The sequence below is a fragment of the Bisbaumannia pacifica genome, from assembly GCF_007989625.1.
GTDB lineage: Bacteria > Pseudomonadota > Gammaproteobacteria > Pseudomonadales > Halomonadaceae > Bisbaumannia > Bisbaumannia pacifica.
On sequence record NZ_BJUK01000005.1, the window covers coordinates 15,636 to 36,659 of the forward strand.

At 66.3% G+C, this 21,024-nt stretch carries 19 protein-coding genes; 13 read left to right on the top strand and 6 right to left on the bottom strand.

Features of this window, described 5'->3' with window-relative positions; genetic code table 11:
- Nucleotides 1-26: 26 nt before the first annotated feature.
- The 3 genes from aat (at nt 27) to infA (ending at nt 1,853) form a co-directional block, all read left to right on the top strand.
- Nucleotides 27-749: a leucyl/phenylalanyl-tRNA--protein transferase gene (aat, locus tag HPA02_RS02870; RefSeq protein ID WP_146801574.1), complete on the top strand. Its 723-nt coding sequence runs from the start codon at nt 27-29 to the stop codon at nt 747-749.
- Nucleotides 750-778: 29 nt separating this feature from the next.
- Nucleotides 779-1,516 (top strand): arginyltransferase, encoded by a 738-nt coding sequence (locus HPA02_RS02875; protein WP_146801575.1) that lies wholly within the window; start codon nt 779-781, stop codon nt 1,514-1,516.
- Between the two features lie 118 nt (nt 1,517-1,634).
- Nucleotides 1,635-1,853, top strand: a complete 219-nt coding sequence (infA, locus tag HPA02_RS02880; protein WP_013332816.1) for a translation initiation factor IF-1 — start codon at nt 1,635-1,637, stop codon at nt 1,851-1,853.
- A gap of 137 nt (nt 1,854-1,990) precedes the next feature.
- Here the strand turns inward: infA and clpA are convergent, their stop codons facing one another.
- The 3 genes from clpA to HPA02_RS02895 form a co-directional block, all read right to left on the bottom strand.
- Nucleotides 1,991-4,264 carry an ATP-dependent Clp protease ATP-binding subunit ClpA gene (gene clpA / locus HPA02_RS02885; protein WP_146801576.1) on the bottom strand — a complete coding sequence of 758 codons (2,274 nt, stop codon included), beginning with the start codon at nt 4,262-4,264 and terminating at the stop codon, nt 1,991-1,993.
- Between the two features lie 117 nt (nt 4,265-4,381).
- Nucleotides 4,382-4,744 carry an ATP-dependent Clp protease adapter ClpS gene (gene clpS / locus HPA02_RS02890; protein ID WP_146801577.1) on the bottom strand — a complete coding sequence of 121 codons (363 nt, stop codon included), beginning with the start codon at nt 4,742-4,744 and terminating at the stop codon, nt 4,382-4,384.
- A 195-nt stretch (nt 4,745-4,939) separates the two neighbouring features.
- Nucleotides 4,940-7,174, bottom strand: coding sequence for an NADP-dependent isocitrate dehydrogenase (locus tag HPA02_RS02895; RefSeq protein WP_146801578.1), 2,235 nt, complete (start codon nt 7,172-7,174; stop codon nt 4,940-4,942).
- Between the two features lie 294 nt (nt 7,175-7,468).
- On the opposite strand from HPA02_RS02895, the gene HPA02_RS02900 reads away from it, so the two are divergent.
- From HPA02_RS02900 to HPA02_RS02935, 8 genes are all read left to right on the top strand, one after another.
- Nucleotides 7,469-8,116: a pseudouridine synthase gene (locus tag HPA02_RS02900; protein WP_146801579.1), complete on the top strand. Its 648-nt coding sequence runs from the start codon at nt 7,469-7,471 to the stop codon at nt 8,114-8,116.
- The gene (locus HPA02_RS02905; protein ID WP_146801580.1) at nt 8,113-8,562 is read left to right on the top strand and encodes an NUDIX hydrolase; all 450 of its coding nucleotides are present in this window, start codon (nt 8,113-8,115) and stop codon (nt 8,560-8,562) included. Before HPA02_RS02900 ends, HPA02_RS02905 begins: the two co-directional genes overlap by 4 nt.
- A gap of 97 nt (nt 8,563-8,659) precedes the next feature.
- Nucleotides 8,660-9,799, top strand: coding sequence for a tRNA 2-thiouridine(34) synthase MnmA (gene mnmA / locus HPA02_RS02910; protein WP_146801581.1), 1,140 nt, complete (start codon nt 8,660-8,662; stop codon nt 9,797-9,799).
- Nucleotides 9,796-10,434 carry a high frequency lysogenization protein HflD gene (gene hflD, locus HPA02_RS02915; protein WP_146801582.1) on the top strand — a complete coding sequence of 213 codons (639 nt, stop codon included), beginning with the start codon at nt 9,796-9,798 and terminating at the stop codon, nt 10,432-10,434. The genes mnmA and hflD overlap by 4 nt, the downstream gene beginning before the upstream one ends.
- Before the next feature lie 26 nt (nt 10,435-10,460).
- A complete protein-coding gene (purB, locus tag HPA02_RS02920) occupies nt 10,461-11,825 on the top strand; it encodes an adenylosuccinate lyase (protein ID WP_146801583.1) in 1,365 nt (454 codons plus the stop codon).
- A 104-nt stretch (nt 11,826-11,929) separates the two neighbouring features.
- Nucleotides 11,930-13,132: a cupin domain-containing protein gene (locus HPA02_RS02925; RefSeq protein WP_146801584.1), complete on the top strand. Its 1,203-nt coding sequence runs from the start codon at nt 11,930-11,932 to the stop codon at nt 13,130-13,132.
- Entirely contained in the window at nt 13,125-13,556 is a 432-nt protein-coding gene (locus HPA02_RS02930; protein WP_146801585.1) for a GNAT family N-acetyltransferase, read from the top strand. Before HPA02_RS02925 ends, HPA02_RS02930 begins: the two co-directional genes overlap by 8 nt.
- A 353-nt stretch (nt 13,557-13,909) precedes the next feature.
- Nucleotides 13,910-15,502, top strand: a complete 1,593-nt coding sequence (locus HPA02_RS02935) for an isocitrate lyase (protein WP_146801586.1) — start codon at nt 13,910-13,912, stop codon at nt 15,500-15,502.
- A gap of 770 nt (nt 15,503-16,272) precedes the next feature.
- On the opposite strand, the gene HPA02_RS02940 is transcribed toward HPA02_RS02935, so the two are convergent.
- A complete protein-coding gene (locus HPA02_RS02940; RefSeq protein ID WP_146801587.1) occupies nt 16,273-16,497 on the bottom strand; it encodes a hypothetical protein in 225 nt (74 codons plus the stop codon).
- A 649-nt stretch (nt 16,498-17,146) separates the two neighbouring features.
- Here HPA02_RS02940 and HPA02_RS02945 point away from each other — a divergent pair.
- A complete protein-coding gene (locus HPA02_RS02945) occupies nt 17,147-17,614 on the top strand; it encodes an outer membrane lipoprotein (RefSeq protein ID WP_146801588.1) in 468 nt (155 codons plus the stop codon).
- A 105-nt stretch (nt 17,615-17,719) separates the two neighbouring features.
- On the opposite strand, the gene HPA02_RS02950 is transcribed toward HPA02_RS02945, so the two are convergent.
- Nucleotides 17,720-18,004, bottom strand: coding sequence for a hypothetical protein (locus HPA02_RS02950; protein WP_146801589.1), 285 nt, complete (start codon nt 18,002-18,004; stop codon nt 17,720-17,722).
- A 213-nt stretch (nt 18,005-18,217) separates the two neighbouring features.
- Here HPA02_RS02950 and HPA02_RS02955 point away from each other — a divergent pair, with 213 nt between their 5' ends.
- Nucleotides 18,218-18,700, top strand: coding sequence for an FKBP-type peptidyl-prolyl cis-trans isomerase (locus HPA02_RS02955; RefSeq protein ID WP_146801590.1), 483 nt, complete (start codon nt 18,218-18,220; stop codon nt 18,698-18,700).
- 60 nt (nt 18,701-18,760) lie between these two features.
- On the opposite strand, the gene HPA02_RS02960 is transcribed toward HPA02_RS02955, so the two are convergent.
- Nucleotides 18,761-20,977 carry a dihydrolipoyl dehydrogenase family protein gene (locus tag HPA02_RS02960; protein ID WP_146801591.1) on the bottom strand — a complete coding sequence of 739 codons (2,217 nt, stop codon included), beginning with the start codon at nt 20,975-20,977 and terminating at the stop codon, nt 18,761-18,763.
- Nucleotides 20,978-21,024 lie beyond the last annotated feature (47 nt).

The window sequence follows — 21,024 nt, forward strand, 5'->3', positions numbered from 1 at the left end:
CTTCTTCCGCGATGATACGACCGCCCATGCTGCCTTGGCTCGCCCCCTTTCCGGTGCAGTTCCCCCCCCTGGATCAGGCCCTGCGCGATCCCGACGGCCTGCTGGCCGCCGGCGGCGCCCTGACCCCGGCCTGGCTGCTGGCCGCTTATCGGCGCGGCATCTTCCCCTGGTACAGCGACGATCAGCCGATCCTGTGGTGGAGTCCCGACCCGCGCATGGTGCTCTTTCCCGCGGAGCTCCGGGTGCGCCGCAGCCTGGCCAAGCGGCTGCGCAATGGCGGCTTTCGGGTCACCCGAGACCAGGCCTTCGACGCCGTGATCGAGCAGTGCGCGGCCAGCCGGGCGGCCCATGAGGGGACCTGGATCACCGCCGAGATGCGCGACGCCTACTGCCGCATGCATGCCCAGGGCCATGCCCATTCGCTAGAGGTCTGGCGAGATGACGACCTGGTGGGGGGGCTCTACGGCATGGCCCTGGGCCGGGTCTTCTTCGGCGAATCGATGTTCTCCCGGGTGTCGGATGCCTCCAAGGTGGCCCTGGTGCATCTCTGCCGCCACCTCGAGGCCCATGGCGGCGGCCTGATCGACTGCCAGATGCACACCGGCCACCTGGCCAGCCTGGGGGCCCGGGACATCGCCCGGGAGGCGTTCATCGGCTATCTTGAGCAGTATGTCGACCAGCCCAGTGGGGCCTGGGTGACCGGCGGCCGGACGCATCCGGAGCCTCCCGCTGCGCCCACCCTACCCTGACACCCGCGAGCCCGGAGGAGACGGCGACCGTGAGCAGTAATGCGCCGCAGCGACCGGTACGAGACCTGCGTTTCTTTCTGACCATCCCGCACCCCTGCAGCTACCTCAAGGAGCGGGAGGCCACTACCCTGTTCCTGGACCCCCAGGAGTCCCCGGGCCAGGGGGTCTATGACGCCCTCTCCCTGCTGGGCTTCCGGCGCAGCGGGCGCCACCTTTACCGGCCCCACTGCGAAGGCTGCCACGCCTGCATCTCGGTGCGCATCCCGGTGGCGGAGTTTCGCCCCAGCCGCACCCAGCGCAAGCTGCTGCACCGCAACACCGACCTGGTGATGTTCGAGCGCCCGGCGCGCTTCCACGAGGAGCACTATCGGCTCTACGACCGCTATATCCGCACCCGCCATGCCGATGGCGACATGTACCCGCCCAGCCACGAGCAGTACCGCACCTTCCTGACCCTCGATCATCCCTATGCGCGGCTGCTGGAGTTTCGCCTCGACGGTCGCCTGCTGGCGGTCTCCGCCATCGATCTGCTGAGTCACGGCATCTCGGCCATCTATACTTTCTTCGATCCGGACCCCGCCTTCGACCGCCGCTCCCTGGGCACCTATGCGGTGCTGCGTACCCTGCGCCTCGCCGAGGAACGGGAATTGCCCCATGTCTACCTGGGCTACTGGATCCGCGAGTGCCGCAAGATGAACTACAAGCAGGCCTTCCAGCCCCTGGAGTACCTGGATGGACGCACCTGGCGTCGACTGATCGCGCTGTGATTTTTGCCTTGACGCACGGCATGCGGCACAATATCGCGCTATCTTGATCAGCGACGGCCCGTTGGCCGTCAGTGTCGCGTCGCGACAGCCGAGTGACCATCAACGAGGAAGCGCCTATATGGCACGTGAAGACCATATCGAAATGGAAGGGGTCGTCGTCGACACCCTCCCCAACACCATGTTCCGCGTGGAGCTGGAGAACGGCCACGTCGTGACCGCCCACATCTCCGGCAAGATGCGCAAGAACTACATCCGCATCCTGACCGGCGACAAGGTCAAGGTCGAACTGACCCCCTACGACCTCTCCAAGGGACGCATCGTCTACCGCTCCCGCTGAGTCGAGCCTGACGGGCTCGCCCCTCCGCGCCACGCCGGCGCCACCCGAACCACCGGCCCGAACAGAACGACGCCCCGTCGAGAGACAGGGCGCCGGTCGGTGGTGGCCAGCCCGAAGGCCGGCCCGTGGGACATGACTCAGGCCACCTCGGCCTCGGTGGCCAGATGCAGTTCGTCGCTGCCCTCCTCCACGGTGACGTGGACCACGCCACCGTGTTCGGCCAGCTCGCCGAACAGGATCAGCTCCGCCAGCGGCTTCTTGAGCTTCTCCTGGATCAGCCGCGCCATGGGCCGCGCCCCCATCTCCGGGTCGTAGCCACGCTCGGCCAACCAGGCGCGGGCCGCCTCGTCCACGTCCAGCTGCACCCGTTTCTCGTCGAGCTGCGCCTGCAGCTCCACCAAGAACTTGTCCACCACGTTGCGCACCACCTTGGGATCCAGGCCATGGAACTGGATGATGCCGTCCAGGCGGTTGCGGAACTCCGGCGAGAAGGTCTTGCGGATCACCTCCATGCCATCGGTGGAGTGGTCCTGAGTCTGGAAGCCGATGGAACGGCGCGAGATCTGCTCGGCCCCGGCATTCGAGGTCATGATCAGGATCACATGGCGGAAGTCCGCCTCGCGGCCGTTATTATCGGTCAGGCGACCGTGATCCATCACCTGCAGCAGCAGGTTGAAGACCTCGGGATGCGCCTTCTCGATCTCGTCGAGCAGCAGCACGCAGTGGGGCTGCTTGGTGATCGCCTCGGTGAGCAACCCGCCCTGATCATAGCCCACATAACCCGGGGGCGCCCCGATCAGCCGCGACACCGTGTGGCGCTCCATGTACTCGGACATGTCGAAGCGCACCAGCTCGATGCCCATGATCTTGGAAAGCTGGCGCGCCACCTCGGTCTTGCCGACCCCGGTGGGACCGGAGAACAGGAAGCTGCCCACCGGCTTGTCCGGCGACTTGAGGCCGGCCCGAGAGAGCTTGATGGCGGCGGAGAGGCTCTGGATCGCCTCGTCCTGGCCGAACACCAGCATCTTCAGGTCGCGCTCCAGGTTGGAGAGCAGCTTGCGGTCGGAGCTGGAGACGCTCTTCGGCGGAATCCGCGCGATGGAGGCCACCACCGCCTCGACCTGATCCACGTCGATGGTATCGACCCGCACCTCCGGCGGCAGCAGCCGCTGGTGGGCACCGGCCTCGTCGATCACGTCGATGGCCTTGTCGGGCAGGTGGCGATCATTGATGTAACGATCCGCCAGGCGCACCGCGCTTTCCAGGGCCGCATCGGTGTACTTCAGCTTGTGGTGCTCCTCGAAGCGGCCGCGCAGCCCCCTGAGGATGCGGATGGTGTCGTCCACCGAGGGCGCCATCACATCGACCTTCTGGAAACGCCGCGCCAGGGCGCGATCCTTCTCGAAGATGCCGCGATACTCCTGGAAGGTGGTCGAGCCGATGCAGCGCAGCTCGCCGGAGGAGAGCAGCGGCTTGAGCAGGTTGGAGGCATCCATCACTCCGCCGGAGGCGGCCCCGGCACCGATCACGGTGTGGATCTCGTCGATAAAGAGGACCGCATTGGGCTGCTTGCGCAGCTCGGCGAGCAGCGCCTTGAGGCGCTTCTCGAAGTCGCCGCGGTACTTGGTGCCGGCCAGCAGGGCCCCCATGTCCAGGGAGTAGACCACGGCATCCTGGATGACGTCGGGCACGTCCTCCTCGACGATACGCTTGGCCAGCCCCTCGGCGATGGCGGTCTTGCCAACGCCGGCCTCGCCCACCAGCAGGGGGTTGTTCTTGCGCCGCCGGGCGAGGATCTGCACCACCCGCTCCAGTTCGTGATCGCGGCCGATCAGCGGATCGATCTTGCCGAGTCGCGCCTGCTCGTTGAGGTTGGTGGCATAGCTGGTCAGCGGATGGTTGCCGCCCTCGGCCACGCCCTCCTCGGACTCCTCGGCTTCCGGCGACTGGGGCGCCGCACTCTGGCCGTGACCGGCGACCTTGGAGATGCCGTGGGCGATGTAGTTGACCGCATCGACCCGCGCCACGTTCTGCTGCTTGAGGAAGTAGACCGCCTGACTCTCCTGCTCGGAGAAGATCGCCACCAGCACATTGGCGCCGGTCACCTCGCTCTTGCCGGAGGACTGCACGTGGAAGACGGCACGCTGCAGCACCCGCTGGAACCCCAGGGTCGGTTGGGTCTCGCGATCACTCTGATCCTCGGGGATCAGCGGCGTGGTGGAGTTGATGAAATCCTGCAGGTCGGACCGCAGCTTGTCGAGATTGGCCCCACAGGCCCTGAGCACATCCGCCGCGGAGGCGTTGTCCAGCAGGGCCAGCAGCAGATGCTCCACGGTCATGAACTCATGACGCTTGGAGCGCGCCACGGTAAAGGCCGTGTTCAGGGTCAGTTCAAGTTCTTTGCTCAGCATGGCAGTCCCCTTCTTGCCGCCTCGGGCTTCGACCGGTGGGCACCGGCAATTTCACCATCGGGCACTTTCACGACGTTGGCAACCCCCTGGGGCGTTGCCCGCGAGTGCGGTGGCCGCTCAATCGGCCTGGTCGATATCACACAGCAACGGGTGCTGGCACTCTCTGGCATATTGATTGACCTGGTGGCTTTTGGTTTCCGCGATATCACGCGTAAAGATGCCGCAGGTCGCCTTGCCCTGGGTATGCACCGCCAACATCACCTGCACCGCCTTCTCCTGATCCATATGAAAGAAGGTCTGCAGTACCTCCACCACGAACTCCATGGGGGTGAAGTCGTCGTTATGCAAGATCACCTTGTACATGGGGGGGCGGGCCAGCTCCGGGTCGGCGCTCTGCACCGCCAGGTCGCCATCGCCCTCCTCCTCGGGTCGGGTCATGCCGGCGATGGCACCCCGCCAGGGTTCTTCTGTCTTGAACATATGAAGCACTATCCATTTCTACAAGCCGACCGGCGCTGGGCGTCTCAACCCTGCTTGGACGCCCGCCCCGGTGGCGGGTTCATTTATCAAGATGCGGCCTGACGGACACGCATGCAAGCGCCGGACGCAAAAGGCCCCCGCCCGTCAGTCGGGCGGGGGCCACAGCGCTCGCGTGCCGAGAGCGAGCGAAGCCGCTTAGCCCTTGGCCACCAGGGCCAGGGCGGCGTTGAGGGTCTCGCTCGGGCGCATGACCCGCTCGGTCAGCTCGCCGTTGGGGTGGTAGTAGCCCTGGATATCCACGGCCTGCCCCTGTACCGCGTTGAGCTCCTCGACGATCACCGCCTCCTTGGCGTGGAACTCCTCGGCCAGCTTGCCGAACAGCGCCTTGAGCTCGGCGTCCTCGTCCTGGGCGGCCAGGGCCTCGGCCCAGTACATGGCCAGGTAGAAGTGGCTGCCGCGGTTGTCCAGCTCGCCGACCTTGCGCGACGGCGACTTGTTGCTGTCGAGGAACTTGCCATTGGCCTCGTCCAGCGCCTTGGCCAGCACCCGTGCTCGGGCATTGTCGAAGGTCTTGCCCAGGTGCTCGAGGGAAGCGGCCAGGGCCAGGAACTCGCCCAGGGAGTCCCAGCGCAGGTGATTCTCCTCGAGGAGCTGCTGGACGTGCTTGGGCGCGGAGCCGCCGGCACCGGTCTCGAACAGGCCACCACCGTTCATCAGCGGCACGATGGAGAGCATCTTGGCGCTGGTGCCCAGCTCCATGATCGGGAAGAGGTCGGTGAGGTAGTCGCGCAGCACGTTGCCGGTGACGGAGATGGTGTCCTCGCCGCGGCGGATGCGCTCCAGGGAGAGCTTCATGGCGTCCACCGGCGCCAGGATACGGATATCCAGGCCACTGGTGTCATGCTCGGCGAGGTAGGCCTCGACCTTGTTGATCAACTGGGCATCGTGGGCACGATTGGCGTCGAGCCAGAACACCGCCGGGGTCTCGCTGTCGCGAGCGCGAGTCACGGCGAGCTTGACCCAGTCCTTGATCGGTGCGTCCTTGGTCTGGCACATGCGCCAGATATCGCCCTTCTCCACGGCGTGCTCGAAGATCACCTCGCCGGCGTCGTTGGTGACGCGCACGGTGCCATCGGCGGGAATCTGGAAGGTCTTGTCGTGGGAGCCGTACTCCTCGGCCTTCTGAGCCATCAGGCCGACGTTGGGCACGCTGCCCATGGTGGTCGGATCGAAGGCGCCATTGGCCTTACAGTCGTCGATGGTGGCCTGATAGATGGTCGCGTAGCAGCGATCCGGGATCACCGCCTTGGCGTCGTGCAGCGCATCATCGGCGCCCCACATCTTGCCGGAGTCGCGGATCATCGCCGGCATGGAGGCGTCGATGATCACGTCGCTGGGCACGTGCAGGTTGGTGATGCCCTTGTGGGAGTTGACCATGGCCAGGCGCGGACGCTCGGCATAGAGGGCCTCGATATCGGCCTTGATCTCGTCCTGCTTGTCGGTGGGCAACTTGGCGATGGTGGCATAGAGGTCGCCGATGCCGTTGTTGGCATCGAAACCGACCTCGGACAGGGCCTCGGCGTGCTTCTCCAGCACCTCGCCGTAGAAGGCCTCGACCACGATGCCGAACATGATCGGGTCGGAGACCTTCATCATGGTGGCCTTGAGGTGCAGGGAGAAGAGCACGTCACGGGCCTTGGCGTCGGCCACCTGCTCCTTGATAAAGGCCGTGAGCGCCTGGTGGCTCATTACCGCGGCGTCGATCACCTCGCCGGCCAGGACCGGAGTCTTCTCCTTGAGCACGGTGGTGCTGCCGTCCTTGCCGATCAGCTCGATCTTCACCGCGCCCTCGGCGCTCATGGTGGCGGACCGCTCGCTGCCGTAGAAGTCGCCCTCGCTCATGCAAGCCACGTGGGACTGGGAGTCGGCGCTCCACTCGCCCATGCGGTGCGGGTACTTGCGGGCGTAGTTCTTCACCGACTTGGGGGCACGACGGTCGCTGTTGCCCTCACGCAGTACCGGGTTGACGGCGCTGCCCTTGACCCGGTCGTAGCGCGCCTTGATGTCGCGCTCCACGTCGCTGGTGGGCTCGTCCGGGTAGTCGGGCAGCTTGTAGCCCTGGCCCTGCAGCTCGCGAATGGCCGCCTTGAGCTGCGGCACCGAGGCGCTGATATTGGGCAGCTTGATGATATTGGCTTCGGGGGTCTTGGCCAGCTCGCCGAGCTCGGCCAGGTGATCGCCGAGCTGCTGCTCGTCGCTCAGGTATTCGGGGAACAGGCAGATGATGCGGCCAGCCAGGGAGATATCCCGGGTCTCAACGCTGATCCCGGCGGAGTCGGTGTAGGCATCGATGATCGGCAGCAGGGAATAGGTGGCCAGGGCCGGTGCTTCGTCGGTAAGCGTATAGATAATCTTCGGCGTTTTTGACATGTTGGCGTTGATCTCTCTGGTCACTGCGGTGGCATGAAACTGGATCGGTAGCGCGCGCTGACGATGTCCGCCTCGGGGGCTCTATGCGGCCCGCCCGGCAAGGCGATGAGACCGGGTCTTGCGAGGAACATCGGCGCCCGGCAGGTTGCTTGTAGCAGGCCCCGACGTATCGAGGGCGCTCCCGGCGAGCGGCGGCATTATACCAGCGCGCCCGGTTCGACGCATAAGCAATAAGGGTAAGGGCCTCTCCTCTCCCCCTGCCATCCCGCCCCGCTTGCCGGTAAGCTTGCCCTTATGAGCACCCTCTACCTACTCCACAAGCCCTATCGCATGCTTTCCCAGTTCACCGACCGCGCGGCCGGTGCGGAGCGCCGCGCCACCCTGGCCGATATCATCCGGGTGCCAGGCATCTATCCGGCGGGGCGCCTCGACCACGACTCCGAAGGCTTGCTGCTGCTCTCCGATGACGGCGAGCTGATCCATCGCATCAGCCACCCCCGCCACAAGCAGCCCAAGACCTATCGGGTCCAGGTCGAGGGCGTGCCCGATGACGCCGCCCTGGAGGCGCTGCGTCGCGGCGTCACCCTGGGCGACGGCCCCACCCGCCCCGCCAAGGTGCGTCGCCTGGACGCCTCTGGCCTGGCGGAGCGCGACCCGCCCCTGGACCCCAGGCGCCATCCGGTGACCACCTGGCTGGAGCTGACCATCAGCGAGGGGCGCAATCGCCAGGTGCGGCGCATGACCGCCCATGTGGGGCACCCCACCCTGCGCCTGGTGCGCATCGCCATCGGCCCCTGGCGCCTGGATGGCCTGGCTCCGGGGGAGTGGCGCCGCGAGACCCTGCATGCCTCGGTCAAGCCCCAGGGACGCCCCGCCAAGGGCGCTGGACGCGGCGGCAAGCCGGCGAGCCGGGGCCACGCCAAGCCGAGACGCGGCCGATGAGTCGCTGGAGCCCCCGGGTCACCGTGGCCTGTGTGGTGGAGCATGACGGCCGCTACCTGATGGTGGAAGAGGAGCGCGGCGGCCCCGCCACCCTCTTCAATCAGCCCGCCGGTCACCTGGAGCCGGACGAGCGCCTGGTCGAGGCGGTGTGTCGCGAGGCGCTCGAGGAGACCGCCTGGCGGGTCACTCCCCGGGCCTACCTGGGACTCTACTGCTTTCGCACCGATTCGGGGCTGACCTTCCACAGTCATGGCTTTGTCGCCCGGGCCGAGGTCCGCCTCGAACGCGCCCTCGATAGCGACATCCTCGCCTGCCACTGGCTGACCCTCGACGAACTGGAGGCCCTGGACCGGGACGGCCGCCTGCGTAGCCCCCTGGTGTTACGGCGCATCCATGACGCCGCGGCGGGGCGTCACTACCCGCTGGGCGTGATCCACGACCTCTAGGTCGCGCGCCCGGGGGTTCCGGCCACCCTTACCGCCGATCGGCTCCGTCGGGTATAATCCCCGCCTATTTGCCAGCCACGCCAATCCGAGAGCGTCTATGTCATCTTCGGGGTCATCTTCGGGCAAGGTCATCGTCGGCATGTCCGGCGGTGTCGATTCATCCGTGTCCGCCCTGCGGCTCCTCGAGCAGGGTTATCAGGTCGAAGGCCTGTTCATGAAGAACTGGGACGAGGACGACGGCACCGAGTACTGCACCGCCAAGGAGGACCTGGCGGATGCCCAGGCCGTGTGTGAGAAGCTGGGTATCAAGCTGCATACCGCCAACTTCGCTGCCGAGTACTGGGACAACGTCTTCGAGCACTTCCTGGCCGAGTACCGGGCCGGGCGCACGCCGAACCCGGACATCCTGTGTAACCGCGAAATCAAGTTCAAGGTGTTCCTAGACTACGCCGAGATGCTCGGCGCCGAGAAGATCGCCACCGGCCACTATGTGCGCCAGGGCGAAGTGCTCGGCCGCCTCGACGGCGAGACGCGGCCGCGGCTGCTCAAGGGGCTGGACCCCAACAAGGACCAGAGCTACTTCCTGCACGCCGTGCCGGAGGCCGCCATCGCTCGTACCCTCTTCCCGGTGGGCGAGCTGGAGAAGCCCGAGGTGCGCGCCATCGCCGAGCGTCACGACCTGGTGACCGCGCGCAAGAAGGACTCCACCGGCATCTGTTTCATCGGCGAGCGGCGCTTCCGCGACTTCCTGCAACAGTACCTGCCGGCCCAGCCGGGACGCATCGAGACCCCAGGAGGCGAGGTCATCGGCGAGCATCTGGGGCTGATGTACTACACCCTGGGCCAGCGTCAGGGGCTCGGCATCGGCGGCCTGCCCAACCACTCCGAGGCGCCCTGGTACGTGGCCGCCAAGGACCTGGAGCGCAACGTCCTGGTCGCCGTCCAGGGCAAGCACCACCCGCTGCTCTACAGCGACAGCCTGGCCACCGAGGCCATGGACTGGGTGGCCGGCAAGCCCCCCGCGGCCGAGGCGCGGCTCACCGCCAAGACCCGCTACCGCCAGTCCGATGTGCCCTGCGTGATGCACGCTCGCGACGACGGCGGCGTCGAGGTGCACTTCGATGAGCCGCAGCGGGCGGTGACCCCGGGCCAGTCCCTGGTGCTCTATGATGGCGAGATCTGCCTCGGCGGCGGGGTGATCCGTGCGACCTGGAATCGGGCGGAGGCCGCCTCATGACCCCGACGCCCATCCATCGCTCCGCCGATGACCCCACCACCCGCCAGGCCCTGGCCCTGGCGGGGGTCTTCCAGGCCGCCCGGGTGGTGGACGAGCTGGCCCGCACCGGCCAGGCCGACGAACGCGCCTGGAACCCCCTGCTCCACGCCACCCTGGACACCGACCCGGAGAGCTTCGAGGCGATCTATGGCGGTCACCCCAACCACCTGCGCCAGGGCCTCGAGGTGCTGGAGGCAGTGCTCGGTCGCCGCCAGCAGAACCCGGTGGTGCTGCGCTACGGCTTCTCGCTGCTGCTGCTGATGAACAAGCTGCGCAAGAACGACCGGATGATGGCCACCCTGGGCCAGGAACTGCCGCGCATCCAGGGCCAGGCCGAGCACTTCGGCGAACACCACGAGAACGTGGTGGCCAGCCTCGGTGAGCTCTACCAGCAGACCCTGTCGAACTTCAAGTACCGCATCGTGGTACAGGGCGACCCGGGGCTGCTGCAGAGCCGCGGCATGCCGGAGCGGGTGCGCGCCGCCCTGCTCACCGGCATTCGCTTCGCCCTGCTCTGGCACCAGCAGGGCGGGCGGCGCTGGAAGCTGATCTTCCAGCGCAAGGCCATGCAACGCGCCCTCGACGCCCTGAATTGACCCTTCACCCAGTACGGATCGAACCCATGCAACTCTCTGCCCTTACCGCCCTCTCCCCCGTCGATGGCCGCTATGCCGACAAGGCCACGGCCCTTCGTGAACACTTCAGCGAGTTCGGCCTGATCCGGGCCCGGGTCACCGTCGAGATCCGCTGGCTGCAGGCCCTGGCCGGTCACTCCCAGATCACCGAGGTACCGCCGCTCTCCGCCGAGGCGGTGGCCTTCCTGGAGGCCCTGGTGCGCGACTTCTCGGTACAGGACGCCGAGCGCATCAAGGAGATCGAGCGCACCACCAACCACGACGTCAAGGCGGTGGAGTACTTTATCAAGGAGAAGATCGAGGGCCAGCCGGAGCTGCACGCCATCACCGAGTTCGTGCACTTCGCCTGCACCAGCGAGGACATCAACAACCTCTCCCACGCGCTGATGCTCAAGGGCGGCCTCGACGAGCTGCTGCCGGTGATGCGCCGGGTCACCGGCGAGGTGGCGCGCCTGGCCGAGGCCCACGCCGACCAGCCGATGCTGTCGCGCACCCACGGCCAGACCGCCAGCCCCACCACCCTGGGCAAGGAGATGGCCAACGTCGCCTACCGCCTGCGTCGCCAGCTCGCGCAGGTCGAAAGCGTCGAACTGCTGGGCAAGATCAACGGTGCCGTGGGCAACTACAACGCCCACCTGGCCACCTACCCGGAGATCGACTGGGAGGCCCACGCCAAGGCCTTCGTGGAAGGGCTGGAGCTGACCTTCAACCCCTACACCACCCAGATCGAGCCCCACGATTATATCGCCGAGCTGTTCGACGCCGTGTGCCGCTTCAACACCATCCTGATCGACTTCGACCGGGACGTCTGGGGCTATATCTCCCTGGGCTACTTCAAGCAGCGCACCGTGGCCGGCGAGATCGGCTCCTCGACCATGCCCCACAAGGTCAACCCCATCGACTTCGAGAACTCCGAAGGCAACCTGGGGCTGGCTAATGCGGTGCTCGGCCACTTGGCCCAGAAGCTGCCCATCTCCCGCTGGCAGCGTGACCTCACCGACTCCACGGTGCTGCGCAACCTGGGCATGGGCCTGGCCTATGGCCTGATCGCCTACCAGGCGACCCTCAAGGGCATCGGCAAGCTGGAAGCCAACCCGGCGCGCCTGGCGGAAGACCTGGATGCCAGCTGGGAGGTGCTCGCCGAGCCGATCCAGACGGTGATGCGCCGCTACGGCATCGAGAAGCCCTACGAGAAGCTCAAGGAGCTGACCCGCGGCAAGCGCATCGATCAGGCCGGCTTCGCCGCCTTTATCGATACCCTGGCGCTGCCCGACGCGGTCAAGGCCGAGCTCAAGGCCCTGACCCCGGCCGGCTATATCGGCAACGCCGTCGAGCAGGCGCGTAAGCTCTAAGCTGAAAGCCAGCTGCCGCCTCCGGTCATAGGCGCCAGGGGCGGCTCCCGGCTTCACGCTATGGCCCGGTTGCTCCTCCATCCCATTCGAGTCCCAGGATCCCTATGTCGACCGATACGCCACTGCCCATGCTCGGCGGCCTCAGCGCCGCCGACTTCCTGCGCGACTACTGGCAGCGGAAGCCGCTGCTGATTCGCGGCGCCTTCCCCGATTTCCCGTGCCCCCTGGAGCCGGACGAGCTGGCCGGCCTGGCCTGCGAGGCCGGGGTGGAGGCACGCCTGGTGGAAGAACGCGGCCCCCAGGGCCCCTGGCAGGTCAGCCACGGCCCCTTCGATGAAACCGCCTTCGCCAGGCTTCCCGAGCGCGACTGGACCCTGCTGGTCCAGGCGGTGGATCACTATGTCCCCCAGGTGGCCGAGCTCCTCGAGGCCTTCGCCTTCCTGCCACGCTGGCGCCTGGATGACATCATGATCAGCTACGCCCCCCCGGGCGGCAGCGTCGGCCCCCATGTGGACCAGTACGATGTCTTCCTGCTCCAGGGCAGCGGCCAGCGCCGCTGGCAACTGGGTGGGCGCGTCCCCGACGACGCCCCCATCCTCGACGGCATCGACCTGCGTATCCTCGAGCGCTTCGAGGTGACGCCGGGAGAGGACTGGGTCCTGGAGCCGGGCGATATGCTCTATGTGCCGCCGGGTTGGGCCCACCACGGGGTCAGCCAGTCCGCGGACTGCATGACCCTCTCGGTGGGCTTCCGAGCGCCCTCCGCCGACGAGGCGGTGACCTCCTACGCCGACTACCTGGGCGAACAGCTACCCGCCTCGCTGCGCTACGCCGACACCGGCATGGCCCCGCCCGCCGACCCGGACGAGCTCGACGACGCGGCACTCGAGCGCATGCGCCGGCTGATCCTCGAGACCCTCGACGATCCCCAGCAGCTCGCCCAGTGGTTCGGCCGGGTGATGACCCAACCCAAGTACGTGGACCAACTGGTGCCCCAGGAGACGCCGCTGGCCGCCGACGAGCTTGTCGCCGAGCTACAGGACGGCGCCTGGCTGGAGCGCAGCCTGGGCTCGCGCTTCGCCTGGCGTCGGGAAGCCGACGGCCGCACCACCCTCTTCGTGGATGGCGACGGCCTGGCCTGCGACGCCGAGCTGGCCCGAACCCTGGCCTCGCGAGCCCCCCTGGATGCCCGCATCCTGACCTACCCCGGCGCCGCCGCCCTGCTGGTCGAGCTGCTCAATCGTGGCAGCCTCGCCTGGCCCCTGGACGAGGCGGCGCTCGATGACGAGGAGACTGACCATGAGTGATGCCATCACCATTCACCAGGGCGACTGGGAGGAGCTCGGTGAGACCGCCGGGCCCATCCGCCACCGGGTCTTCGTGGTGGAGCAGAAGGTGCCCGAGGAGGAGGAGTGGGACGGCCGCGACGCCATCAGCCTGCACTTCGTGGCCTATCGGGATGAGGTGGCGGTGGGCGCCGCCCGCCTGCTGCCGGACGCCCATATCGGCCGGGTGGCGGTGCTCGCCGAGGCCCGCGGCCAGGGCGTCGGCCAGCGCCTGGTGGCGGCGGCGGTGGAGGCCGCCCGCACCCAGGGCCACCCCAGCGTGGAGCTCTCCGCCCAGCTGCATGCCCTGCCCTTCTACGAGCAACTCGGCTTCGAAGCCTACGGCGACGACTTCCTCGACGCCGGAATCCCGCACCGCAACATGCGCCTATCCCTGGTGGATTGAGGGCGGATCGAGTCTCCACCCTCGCCATGTCCAAACGAAAAGTCACTACACAATGAGGGCCGCCCTAGGCCCTCTTGTAGTCATGCTACAACGCCTTCTTCCCCTAAGTGTCGATTGTTGAGCCCAGCAGCCATGGGCCATAGTGGTTAGCAAGCCCGGCAGAAAACATTCGTTTGATGACGACCTTGTAGTCAGAGATTAAACATTCGTTTTAAACCGGCGCCGCCTTCGACCAAGGCAGCAGAGACAAACCACCGACGCTGGTCGACCCTGAAAGTACTTCGCAGGTGCAGCATCGATCGATACCTGTGGGTCACCGGCAAGGCTCGATACCACTGAGGAAGGAAGGCCCCATGTCATACCAAGACGATATCAAGGCATTGACCCAACTGCGCGAGGCCATGGGCAGCAACTGGGCGAGCATCCGCCCCGAGAACGCCGCGCGCCTGCGTGCCCAGAACCGTTTCAAGACCGGCCTGGACATCGCCAAGTACACCGCCAAGATCATGCGCGAGGACATGGCCGCCTATGACGCCGACACCGCCCAGTACACTCAGTCGCTGGGCTGCTGGCACGGCTTCATCGGTCAGCAGAAGCTGATCTCCATCAAGAAGCACTTCGGGACCACCAAGCGCCGCTACCTCTACCTCTCCGGCTGGATGGTCGCCGCCCTGCGCTCCGAGTTCGGCCCTCTGCCCGACCAGTCCATGCACGAGAAGACCAGCGTGGCCGGGCTGATCGAGGAACTCTACACCTTCCTGCGCCAGGCCGATGCCTGGGAGCTCAACCACCTGTTCCGCGCCCTGGAAGAGGCCAAGGCCGCCGGCGACGCCGCCAAGGTGGCCGAGCTCGAGGCCCAGATCGACAACCACGAGACCCATGTGGTGCCGATCATCGCCGATATCGACGCCGGTTTCGGCAACGCCGAGGCCACCTACCTGCTGGCCAAGAAGATGATCGAGGCAGGCGCCTGCTGCATCCAGATCGAAAACCAGGTCTCCGACGAGAAGCAGTGCGGCCATCAGGACGGCAAGGTCACCGTGCCCCACGAGGACTTCCTGGCCAAGATCAATGCCGTGCGCTACGCCTTCCTGGAACTGGGCGTGGACGATGGCGTTATCGTCGCCCGCACCGACTCCCTGGGCGCCGGCCTGACCCAGAAGATCGCCGTGACCAAGGAGCCCGGCGACCTGGGCGACCAGTACAACGCCTTCCTGGACGGCGACGAGATCACCTCGGCCTCCGACATCGACAACGGCGACGTGGTCATCAAGCAGAACGGCAAGCTGGTCAAGGTCAAGCGCCTGGCCTCCGGCCTCTACCAGTTCAAGCCGGGCACCGGCGAGGATCGGGTGGTGCTGGACTGCATCACCAGCCTGCAGAACGGCGCCGACCTGCTGTGGATCGAGACCGAGAAGCCCCACGTCGGCCAGATCGCCGGCATGGTCAACCGCATCCGCCAGGTGGTGCCGGACGCCAAGCTGGTCTACAACAACTCGCCCTCCTTCAACTGGACCCTCAACTTCCGTCAGCAGGTGTTCGATGCCTGGGAGGCCGAAGGCAAGGACGTCGGCGCCTACGATCGCGCCAACCTGATGAGCGCCGAGTACGACGCCACCGAACTGGGCCGCCTCGCCGACGAGTGGACCCAGAACTTCCAGCGTGATGCGGCGCGGGAGGCGGGGATCTTCCACCACCTGATCACCCTGCCCACCTACCACACCGCGGCCCTGTCCACCGACAACCTGGCCAAGGGCTACTTCGGCGACGAAGGCATGCTGGCCTATGTGGCCGGGGTTCAGCGCCGCGAGATTCGCGAGGGCATCGCCACGGTCAAGCACCAGGACATGGCCGGCTCCAATATCGGCGATGATCACAAGGAGTTCTTCCACGGCGATGCGGCCCTCAAGGCCGGTGGCAAGGACAACACCATGAATCAGTTCTGATCATGGCGCCAAGGTGAAACTGGAATTGGGGGAGGCGAAAGCCTCCCCTTTTTTGGTCTGTGCGGCTCGCTATACGGCCACGACCGTGCGCGACCTGATGCGTAAGCACTGAGATACGCAAGAGAGAAAGGCGGTAGGGGCTATCGCATCTTGGCGCGAATAGCAGCGGAGAACTCGGCGATCCGGCGTCTGAGATTCCTACGCGACGGGGGCTCTTCGCTAGGGAGGGATGGGCCTCCAGGCATACAGGTATCGCAAGGCAATGATCCAGCATGGTAAGCCGAGACTCCGTTGGGTTTCCGTCGCCGATAGAAAGCAACATGCTCTCCCTGTGGCGTCTACTCTCCACACATAGCGGCAACGAACAGGAGCGAGGAACGAGAGGGAACAAGAAGTAAGCGGCAGGGAGAGACAGACGCCAAGGGATGAGTAGCCCACAAAAAAAAGGTTCTTCGCAGATCAGCGGGAAGGCCTGGTTGGCCACTGGTGTTGTGGGAGTCCGGCTGTGCCGGACGATTGGGCGACGCAGTCGCCCTTGATGCCGGCTAGGGTCGCCCTTCGGGCGATATCGCGCGGAATCCGCGCTCCCACAAAAACCGCGGCAGCGGCTTGAAGGGCGACATAGAATCTCCCACGGAAACCATGGTGGCGGCACTGAAAAGGAGCATGGAATCTCCCGCGACAGGATTCACGCCAAGGTGTGATGAACTAAAAAAACGCCCCCCTTGCCGATGGCAAGGGGGGCGAAGTTGATGGCCAGGCTAGGAGACTTACTCCTCGTCAACGGCGGCCATGCGGGTCTCCCCGGCATGCACCTCTTCCCAGGCCTCGTCGAGGGTGTAGCCCAGGCGAGTATCGATGGTGTCGATCACCTCGAGAGCATCTTGCAGGGACTCGCCCTTGCCCTTCAGGGCGACCACTAGCCGGGCCAGGTCCTTCTTGCTGAAGCTGCTGGCAATAAGGTCGGCTTGTTGGCTCAGTTCGGTGCAGTTCATGGTGTCGTTCCTCTTGTAAGGTCATCACTGCCCTGGACGCTTTTCTCGGGCAGCCATCTGCGATGGTGATTGGTGCCTTAGCTACGCTTTCCGGGCCGGGTAAGCGCCCGGTACTGCAACTGCGATGGGTCACAAGCTTGGAAAGACCTTCGCCACTGGCGCCCGGATCAAGGGAAAATGGCGCCTGGGTCGTAGCCGAGTCCAGGTCGGTGAATCGGGGGTAACGATCCCCTGCCCTGAACCATGACTTCACTATGGTGCAGTGCAAGAAACCTCACAATGCACCATTGGGCGCAGCGCGGGTTGTAGCCGGACTACATCGGTGTCGACGGGAAGCACTGCCGGTAATTGACTTACCGGAAGGGGAGAGAAGACCAACCAGCCCGCAGCGGTAGGCGTCGCCGAGTGGCCGACGGTATTGAACCCCTAGCGTCCCGGCGGCACCATCCTTCTTTCGCCTACCCCCGGGGCCGGCATACGCTCCGGGACATTTCCGTCTAGACTGGACGGCACACGGCCGGCCAAGACTGGTCAAAGCTTCCAAGCAAGGATAGAATCCAGTTAACAAACAGTGTTCAATAACCTGTTCACCCGCATTCGACAGGATGTCCCGGGCCTCGCCCCGACCGACTGCCTCAGGAGGTTCACCATGAAACGTCTGCTTCCCATCCTCGCCATCGGCGCCCTGACCCTGGCCGGCTGCGCCAATACGGCTCCCTATGGCGGCAACGTCTATCGGGGCAACCAGGCCCAGACCGCCCAGAGCGTTACCTTCGGCACCATCACCGCCCTGCGTCAGGTGCAGATCCAGGCCGACAGCCCCTCCGGCAATGCCCTGGGCACGGTGGGTGGCGCCGTGATCGGTGGCCTGCTGGGCAACCAGGTGGGCGGCGGCTCCGGCCGTCAACTGGCCACCGCCGCCGGGGCCATCGGCGGGGCCATGGCCGGCTCGCGTGTCGAGGACTCGGTCAACCGCACCGCCGCCTGGGAGATCGAGGTACGCAAGGACAACGGCCAGAGCGTGGTGGTCGTGCAGAAGGCCGACCAACCCTTCCAGGTCGGCCAACGGGTACGCCTGATCGGCAGCGGCGCCAATCTCAGCGTCGCCCCCTACTAAATCTCAGCGTCGCCTTCCTTCTAATAACCACCACGCAAAAGCCCGCGGCCAAGGCCGCGGGCTTTTGCTATTGGTCTATCGGGCCCGGAAACCGGGCGCCTCGACTCAGTGCAGCTTGGCCTTGCTCATGGCCCAGCACACCAGCTTGCCGCCGATGGTGACCACCAGGGTGATCACGATCAGGGTCAGCAGCACGTCCACGGGCCGCACGACAAAGGTGGCCCCTAGCACCGCCAGGGCCGGGCACCAGACCCAACGTTCGTCGGTGCCGGTGCGTAGCACCTCGGGCAGCTTCTTCTCGAAGACGCCACCGAGGCCATGCTCCCAGCGCTTGAGGCTCAAAAACAGGATAATCGCAAAGCTGATCAGCCAGATCAGGGTCAGGGTCATGGTCGCTCTCCGCCAGCATTCGGTCACGGGTCAGGATGAAGAAAGGGTGAAGCTAGGGTAGCCCTGGCATTCGGGCCGCGCAACCGCCACGCAGCGGCTTGAATCAACGTCATACGCGGAGCCCGAAAGCTGAAAAAAATCCCTATCCCCCTGACAGCCCCCGACCCGCCACGTTACCATTGTCAGGACATGCACTCATCGAAAGGTTCCTCAATGCAAATTGCACAAAATGCCGTGGTCGCGTTCCACTACACCCTGACCAACGATGCGGGTGAAGTGCTGGACAGCTCCGAAGGCCGCGACCCGCTCACCTATCTCCACGGCGCCGGGAACATCATCCCCGGGCTGGAGAAGGAGCTGGAGGGACGCGAAGCCGGCGAGAAGCTGCAGGTCACCGTGGCCCCCGCCGAAGGTTATGGCGAGCTCCAGCCGGCACTGGTGCAGGAAGTCCCCCGCGATGCCTTCCAGGGCGTCGAGGAAGTGCAGCCGGGCATGCAGTTCCAGGCCCAGACCCAGGGTGGTCCGCTGATGGTCACCGTGACCAAGGTGGAAGGCGATACCGTGACCGTGGATGGCAACCATCCGCTGGCCGGCCAGACCCTGAACTTCGACGTCGAGATCGCTTCCGTGCGTGAAGCCAGCGACGAAGAAGCCGAGCACGGCCATGTGCATGGCGAGGGCGGCGTCGAGCACTAAGCTCTCGACATACGCCGACCGCATCGAAAGGGGGCAGCCACTGGCTGCCCCCTTTTGCGTCTATCGACGGCTCACCCCGCGGGAGGCCCCTGGCGAAGAGGCCACGCCCTCTCCGCGGCCACGCCGCCGCCAGGCGAAGTAGCGCCGCAACCCGGCCAGCAGGCGCTCGGGCTTGTGGGCATTCTTCCAGGCCCCGGCACTGGCCTTGGCCGCCTCGGAGAAGGTCGGGTAGGGATGGATGGTCCCCAGTAGCTTGTTGAGGCCGATACCCTGGGTCATGGCCAGGGTGAACTCGCCGAGCAGCTCCCCCGCCCCGTGGCCGACGATGCTGGCGCCGAGGATGCGATCCCGGCCCGGCACCGTCAGCACCTTGATAAAGCCCCGGGTCTGGCCATCGGCGATGGCGCGATCCAGCTCGCTGAAGTCATAGCGGGTCACCTCATAAGCGATCCCCTCGTGTCGCGCCTGACGCTCGTTGAGGCCCACCCGGGCCACCTCGGGGTCGCAGAAGGTCACCGCCGGCAGGTTGCGATACTTGACCCGAAAGCGCTTCACCTCGCCGAACAGGGCATTCACCGTGGCATGCCAGGCCTGATGGGCGCTGGCATGGGTCAGTTGGTAGGGCCCCGCCACATCGCCGCAGGCCCATACATTGGGCAACAGGCTGCGCAGGGTCTCGTCCACCGCCAGGGTGCCATCGGCGCGGGTCTCGATGCCCAGCGCCTCCAGCCCCAGGCCCTCGACCCGCGCCTCGCGCCCCGTCGCCACCAGCAGGCGATCGAAGACCAGTCGCTGCCGCTCGGGGCCCTGGTCGCCGTCGCGCTCGATGACCAGCACCTTGCCCGCATCGCCGTGGCTGGGGCCGGCCTCGATGGCCACCGCCCGCCAGCCCAGGTGGAGCGATACCCCCTCCTCGCGGAGCTGCCCGGCCAGCACCTCGGTCACATCCTCATCTTCCCGGGGCAGCAGTTGGGGCCGGCGCTGCACCAGGCTGACGCGACTGCCCAGGCGCGCGAAGCTCTGGCCCAGTTCACAGCCGATGGGGCCGCCACCCAACACCACCAGGCGCTCGGGGAGCGACTCGAGTTGCCAGAGGTTATCGGAGGTCAGCGGTTCGATGGTCTCCAGGCCCGGCAGCATCGGCAGCCGCGGCCGGGCCCCACTGGCGATGATCACATGCCGCGTGGTCAGGGTGCGCGGGCCGACGCTGACCTCCCAGGGCGTCGTCAACCGCGCCTCCCCCTGGATCACCTCGACGCCCAGCCCCCGGTAGCGCTCGGGGCTGTCGTGGGGCTCGACCCGACGAATGGCGTCATGCACATGCGCCATCACCGCCGTGAAATCGACCCGCGGCTCGCCGGCCTCGATACCGAAACGCGGCGCCTGGCGTACCTCCTGGGCCAGGCGAGCCGCACGGATCAGCGCCTTGGAGGGCACGCAGCCGGTGTTGAGGCAGTCGCCGCCCATCTTGTCGCGTTCCACCAGGGCCACCCGGGCCTTGACCGCCGCGGCGATATAGCTGGCCACCAGGCCCGCCGAGCCGGCGCCGATCACCACGATGTCGTAATCGAAGCCCCGCGGCCTGGCGTAGCGAGCCGCCAGGCGACGCCGTTTGAGCAGGGCCACCAGGCCCCGGGCCAGCCAGGGGAAGAGGCCGATCAACACGAAGGAGGCGATCAGGCTCGGCGAGAGGATGCCGGACAGCGACTCCAGTTGCCCCAGCTCGCGGCCGGCATTCACATAGACCAGGGTGCCCGGCAGCATGCCCAGTTGGCTGACCCAGTAGAAGGTACGCACCGGCAGGCGGGTCAGCCCCATCACCAGGTTGATGACGAAGAAGGGAAAGAGGGGAATCAGGCGCAGGGTAAAGAGATAGAAGGCCCCTTCGCGGCGAATGCCGGCATTGATGCGCTCCAGCTGCCCGGCGAAGCGCCGCTCCAGGGGGGCCTGGGCCAGGGTCCGGGCGATCAGGAAGGCCAGGGTCGCGCCCAGGCTGCTGGCGAAGGAGACGATCATCAGCCCCCAGCCGAGCCCGAACAGCGCCCCGCTCAATAGCGTCATCAGCGCCGCACCGGGCAGCGAGAATGCCGCCATCAGCACATAGAGAACGAAGAAGCCGCCGCCCACCCGCCAGGGCTGTTCGGCGAACCAGGCCTGGAAGTCGGCCTGCTCGGCCTGGAGGTTCGCCAGGGTCAGGAACTCATGGGCTCCACTGAGGAAGAAGGTCGCCACGGCGATGGCTACCAAGGCAAGCAGGAAAAGACGGCGCCGCTGCATCACGAGAGTCTCCAAGACGAGAAAAGGGGCCAGGCAAGCTTGCCTGC